This window comes from Pseudomonas sp. MDV22-iso1 (assembly GCF_058145095.1).
Genome location: NZ_JBYVMF010000032.1, coordinates 62,894 through 69,472 on the forward strand (window position 1 = coordinate 62,894; position 6,579 = coordinate 69,472).

The following is a 6,579-nucleotide window of genomic DNA, read 5'->3' on the forward strand; positions in this document are numbered from 1 at the left end:
CAAATTGCCTATGGGATTTTCCACAAGCTGATCATTAGGCGAGCGCGTCGAAAAGCGGTTCAACTTTTTTGATGTGTGGCATCACGACCATCGCCGGCGAAAGGACTCCGCGACCTGAACGGTAAGGGGAGTGCGCTAATGGCTATCGGGAGACGAGTTTATTAAAGCGCTCACGCGCGATCTGAGGTCATTCAGCCTAAAAGGCTTGGTTAAAATCCCGGTGGTCGCATCGACCGTGACCAATCTCGCGCCGCCCGCAAAGCCGGTGATAAAAAGCACTTTGAGTTTCGGATACCTGGTCCTGAGTTCGGCCGATAAACCGATTCCGTTCATTGATCCAGGAAGGCCTATATCGGTTAAGAGTAAATCCAGATGCTCGATATTTTCCGCTTGCTTCATTGCTGACACGCTATCGACTGCTTCAATGACGTGATAACCGATTTCGGATAAAAGCTCCGATGTTGTCTGCCGAACGACCGCTTCGTCGTCCACCAGCAAAACAGTTTCATTATTGCCGAATGGCTCTGGCTGATGAGATTTGTCCGAGGCTTTCTGAGCGTCATCAGGAGACGAATTGTCGACTGGAAAATACAGGGTCACCGTTGTTCCAACACCCACACTGCTGTGAACTTTTACCTGTCCACCCGATTGCTGGGTAAATCCGTAGATCATCGAAAGACCTAATCCTGTTCCTTCACCAATCTTCTTGGTCGTAAAAAACGGGTCGAATATGCGCGACAAGATGTCTGGATTGATGCCAGTACCTGTATCGGTGACGGAGATGCTCACATAAGCCCCAGGTGGCAACATTTTGTCGGAGGAGGACGCTTCATCCATGACGCATCGGTCGACCTCCAGATCAATCACGCCTCCTTCCGGCATTGCGTCTCTGGCGTTGATCGCAAGATTGAGCAGGGCATTTTCCAGCTGGTTGAGGTCGCACCGGATACGATCGTTTGCACGGAACGAGCACTCGACAATGATGCTGGGCCCGACCGTACGACGAATGAGGTCTTCAAGGCCGGCCACGACTTGGCGAGGTTCCAACAGTTCGGGCTCGAGTGATTGCTGACGAGAAAACGTCAAGAGACGTTGCGTTAGCGCCGCCGCCCGAGAAGCAGAGGTCATCGCCAAGGCGTTAAAGCGAGCCAGGTCGGAGAAACGGCCAGCGTCTATGCGTCGCTGCATCAGCTCCAGACTACCCATGACGCCCGCCAACAGATTATTGAAGTCATGGGCTATGCCGCCTGTCAGTTGCCCGACAGCTTCCATTTTCTGACTTTGCCGAAGCTTGGATTCCATCACGGCGCGCTCATGCTGTTCGTCCTCAAGTTGCTGAGTACGTTGCGCGATACGGTCTTCGAGCAAGTCATTCCATTCGCGCAGTGCGCTTTCCAACTGTACCCGTTCGTCGATGTCCTCGAAGGTGCCATACCATTGCTCGCATTGTCCGGCTGCATCGAAACTGCATAGCGCCCGAACTCTAAACCAACGGTAATCGCCACCCTGTTTTCGCAAGCGTATTTGTAAATCGAAGGGCTGCAGCGTGCCCAGTGACTGAGTCCACAGTGCGGCGATTGACACCTGATCCGCTGGGTAAGCGGCGTTGGCCCATTCGCGTTCCAATGTTTGCGCAGGTGACAATCCGGTGTACTCATACCAGCGTGGGTCAATAGAGAGAAGGTTGCCGTCCTTGTCAGCAGACCAGGGCCATAGCGGATTCAACTCGGCTGCGATGCGGTAATGTCGCTCGCTTTCACGCAATCTTTGTTCCGTAAATCGCATGGTTTCCTGGGTGTTTGAACGCTTTAACACTGCGCCCAGCAAGTTGCTGTAACCCCGGAGGAAGTCGATATCGCTGTCTGTAAACTCACGGGGAGTGCGACTATCAACCTCGAAGATTCCAAAGGGGCGTTCACCCTTGGCGCCATGGACTAAAACATTGACGAAGGCTTTTACCCCGTTGTCTTTCTGAAAGTCGTGATAACGGAAACGGGTTTCCGTCGCAATATCTGTCGAGACGACGGGCGCATGGGTATTGAGGGAGTACAACTCCGGACTGTCATCAGATGCTTTTACTCGAACTTTCCCAACGACATCGGGCGCCCAACCCACGCCATTCCTCACGAAGAATGTGATGCCGTCTCCTTCGAGCAGCATAAATTTGGCGAGATTGGTTTCGAGGGCGTCGCCGACTAATCGACAGGCCTCATCGAGGATGTGTTCCAGGTCATCTGACGCCAAGGCAAGCTCGCCAAATTTGGCAAGCACTTTGCGCTGGCGAAGTAGCGTGTCCTCGATTGTCATAGGTTCACCAATGAGGGGTTTTAGTATCCGAGGCCTGAGCGCAGCCCAGGTTCAATTTCCATGATCGGTACGCCCTCCGCTAAAGAACAACGCTTTAGTTGCCGCTTATCAAGTCTAGTAAACATCGAGGCTTTGGTATGGAGATCGGCGTAAGGCTGCGTCGATGGACGTCTATGAACCGTCAGTCGTATGCGCGTGTTCTCAATGGAACGATCCGCGTGAATCCACTCGTCGCGAGCGCTGTAGTTTCATTGTTTCAGGCGGGCACCAACAATCCCGTGATAGTGATCGCATGTCCGGAGGCGGACAGGGGACGAATCGGGGAGGGGAGTTCGCCGACGATAAACAGGACATGTCCAAACCAGGCCAGAAAGGTGGCCAGGCTTCAGGCGGACAACAGTCCCGCAAGCCAGATCAATCGCCCAGCGGTGGACGCGATAGCAATGTTGCTGATGACGATTCATCCGATATGGGGCGCAAAGACGGCGGGATGAGTGGCGGTGGAGGACACAAACCCTAATGCGGGCTGACATTATCAAGCCCCGAACCTTTCGGGGCTTGATTTAGATTTGTAGATCAAACGGCAAACGCGTACCCGAGGATGTCGAAGGTATTGGCGTGCACTGGATGGTGAGCGAGGGTAGGAAGATCCATCATTAAAAAGTCGCCGATGGATTATCAGAGTCGAGATACCTTGAAGGGCGGGTATTTCCAAACAAACATAACTCTACTAAATAGCCGTTTAGTGTAGTTAGCTAACGATCTTCATATATAGGGGCAGGGTGCATCTAACTGATGATTGCAGTCGTGGCTGACAGAAAAATGAAAAAGATGATAAACGCTGAAGTTTCAGTTCGCAATTCCTGATGATTACGCGGCGATACGGAGCCTTTTAGACCCTTGGAACGCCGGGCAGACCGGGTTTACACCGAGGTTCAGAACCCTATCTAAACTGGCTGTTTTGACTTGTTAAGTAGCGTAAGGAGCAAGTCAGATTGCTGATCAGACATCCACACACTGTAGCCGGCCTACAAGATGTTGTCTGGCAGGAAATGCTTTCTAGCCGCTAATCGCAGGTACGCGCCTGAACATTCCACACCTCGTGAAGATTACCCAGCATTGTCTTTCCTGCGTATGGCAGTACTTGAAATCTGCGCACGAGCGCCATGCTGAATGCCGCAGATTTCACACAGCGACGTGCATGCTGTGCGTATGCCGTTAGTAGATTTGTAAACAACAGGCTGTCCATCAATAGCTGCGTCAAACCAAACGACTCTGTGAATCTAAACACGGGGCACGCATTGCCAGATTCGGAAAAGCTTTTCCGGGATAGCTACGCGGAACATCAGCAGGTTTATGGGCGACGGCAAAAAGCTCAGGCAGAAATTTTAGCTCCTGGAAGATTTCCAGAAAGGTGTGATCTGTCAGCAAGTCCATGAGCGTGAAAGAGGTCTGCTGATCACCAGCCAGAAATGTCACCATGCTAAAATCGCATATATGCGAAATCTGGTCCTGGAGGAGAAAAGCGAGCTTCCAGATCTGCGTGCAAACGGGCTAATCTTGTAACCTGGTATTACGTGTAATGTATATTATGTTAAATGATGTGTCTGGATCGTTTCTGAGTAGCTTGTCGCATTTATCTATACATCGGATTCTGCCTTTAATTACCAGAATTGAGGCAATCGCGAAATAAAGAGACGTTGCTTCGAAAAGCGCTTAACAGATTGATTTTACTGGGCATTACGAAAAATGTAGTGCATGCCTCACCAACTGTTGCAACGTAATTATGAGACTACCGTGTAGCCGGCAGTTGGCCTGTATGCCTTTATTTGCGAGGGTTTCAGCCTATTCCATCATTTTGTTACTAGCTCAGAGTCTATTAATCAATCGTGAGACAACGTCGCGTATCCACGTTTGCGTAATTAAGATAAATTCCTGTAAAAACAATCAGTTAGCTATATTTCGAAGAAATCGCGAGACATAACCCGCAGCGCTTTTGGTGAAGATTTGACGAGACACTTCTGGGCCCGAACGCTCTGGCGGCATAGCCAGAATTCCGCGCCAATCCACCGCTCGGATTGCTGAAGATCAAGCCTGACGCGAGTTTTCCTAAAATATTTTTTGGAAAAACTGGGCTGAGAACTGCTCTGCACTAGACCCATCCTAGAGCTATGGTTTTGGCTTCCCGGCACGAAATCGTGAGATATCACCAGTGGACTTACACCCCTGGCTACCCGCCACCCAGAAATTCCGGGTATTGGCGGGAGTGTGAAGTTTTCACGATATTTAGCCGTGCCAACGACGGGGAACGGAATTATGAGACTAAAACTAATTTTTTAACGCAATTACGAGGAATAACCAGAAGGTGCGCGCAGTAATGACGAGACAGCATGGCGGGCTCATACGTACATCAGTGCCTCCGGCTCGATACCTGAAGAATAATTGGGACACAAGTACTGTCTATTTAACGAAATCTTGAGACAAACACAGAAGGTTTGGGAGGTAATGAGTCATAGTTGCGCGATAGATACGCGCGAGATACCATCAGGCTTTCTTAAGCCAAAGTTGCATGAGAGGAGAGACTAATTATGGGTAATAGGTCTCCAACTTCCGATTACTGTCATAACTGGAAGTTTCTTAATGGCAGTAACTAACGTATCTGGTGGTCATGAATGTCCCGCTCGCCGAAGCCCTTATTCAATACATACGAGTCGTTCCTCGATCAGGATTTCAGTTGCAGTGAGCCTACTACACCATGCGTCAAAGCTTACCTTGCCTCATTTCCCCCTGCGCTAGAGGCTCCGCGCGGCTACCTGGCCGTGCGCTCGTTCCTGCGGGCTTTTTCCGATAATGCTCAGACCTTCAGCTCGTATCGCATTCATATTGAGCGGTTGCTGCTGTGGTCATTGATGATTAGCCAGAAGCCGCTGAATCACCTTAAGCGTCAGGACGCCCAGGATTATTTGATTTTTTGCCGTAATCCACCTCGAGACTGGATCGGGCCTGTGACTCGTAGCCGTTTCGTGAATAATAATGATGCGCAGAGTGCGCTTGTAGACCCTGTTATTCCTAATCCTAACTGGCGTCCTTTCAATATTAAATCGTCGAAGCCGCTGATTGACTCCGATGATCCAGAACAAGGAGTAACCGAGAATAAATACAGCGCAACAAACAGCACCATAAATCAAGTTTTCTCGATTTGTAGTCGCTTTTTCGAATTTATGGTTGAAGATGGTTATGCAGCGGCAAACCCTTTCCGAATGATCAAAAAGTTCGGTCGCTATAGCGATGATGTTCAAGATGAGGGTGTTACGCGTGCATTAACGCCGCTGCAATGGAACTACGTGCTTGAAACGGCTGAAAATCTGGCGGAGTCCGAACCTGCTCGGCATGAGCGTACACTGTTTATACTTTCAACATTGTTTGCTATGTATCTACGCGTGTCTGATGTTGTCGGGCGACAAAACTGGAAGCCGTCTATGGGGGACTTCCGCCAAGACCCTGAGGGCAACTGGTGGTATCACGCCGTAGGCAAAGGCAACAAGATCGGAAAGATTGCCGTCAGGGATGAATATATCAATCTCTATTTGAAGCGCTATCGTCGGTTCTTGGGTCTGCCCGAACTTCCTGAGATCGGCGAGACCACTCCTTTGATCAAGACCCTCAGAGGACGATCTGGTCTGTCGGATCGACAGGTACGCGCCCTCCTCCAGGTAGTCTTCGACAAGGCTCTTGAAAGTATGCGCATCGAGGGTCGTGCGGTGCACGAGATGGAAAGCTTAAAGGTCGCTTCTCTGCACTGGCTACGCCATACCTCTGCGACCTTGCGGAATGCCAAAGACCTGCAGGTCGATCTGCGTCATAACAATCTCAGTACTACTCAGAACACGTACTACCACTCACATGACCAAGAGCGTGCGCACTCGGTCAAGCGCTTGGGGTTACGTGACCGAGGTTGAGCGCAGCCTCAGTAAGATCGTACGAGTGAGGGGCAGAACAATTTTCCGTTGGGATGAGAGCTGAAAATTTTTTAGAGCCAGTCCAATCACTCGCTCTTCAAGTGCAGAAATGTCTTCAGTCTTGGAGAAAGATGCTCCACCCAGGTCTTTGAAAACCGCTTCGGCTATCTGCCGATAGCTTACGCTTACATATCGAGCTCATTGATCACCCACCCTTGCGCCTCCAACGCTGCCTTTCGCACAGCTCTCGCTTCCCTCTGTAGTGGTCAACTAATCCCGGACACGACGTTAAGTTTTTCTTCGGCCCGGGCTG

The 6,579-nt window shown here is 50.5% G+C and carries 3 protein-coding genes; 1 reads left to right on the forward strand and 2 read right to left on the reverse strand.

The genetic code is table 11. From position 1 onward, the window contains the following. Positions 1–135: 135 nt before the first annotated feature. Both AC3ZVB_RS26045 and AC3ZVB_RS26050 read right to left on the reverse strand, forming a co-directional pair. Positions 136–2,307, reverse strand: a complete 2,172-nt coding sequence (locus AC3ZVB_RS26045; RefSeq protein WP_490148123.1) for an ATP-binding protein — start codon at positions 2,305–2,307, stop codon at positions 136–138. A gap of 1,260 nt (positions 2,308–3,567) precedes the next feature. Beyond that, positions 3,568–3,789, reverse strand: coding sequence for a hypothetical protein (locus tag AC3ZVB_RS26050; RefSeq protein WP_490148124.1), 222 nt, complete (start codon positions 3,787–3,789; stop codon positions 3,568–3,570). Between the two features lie 1,190 nt (positions 3,790–4,979). Between AC3ZVB_RS26050 and AC3ZVB_RS26055 the strand changes: the two genes are divergently transcribed. Next, a complete protein-coding gene (locus AC3ZVB_RS26055; RefSeq protein ID WP_490148125.1) occupies positions 4,980–6,266 on the forward strand; it encodes a tyrosine-type recombinase/integrase in 1,287 nt (428 codons plus the stop codon). Positions 6,267–6,579: the final 313 nt, after the last annotated feature.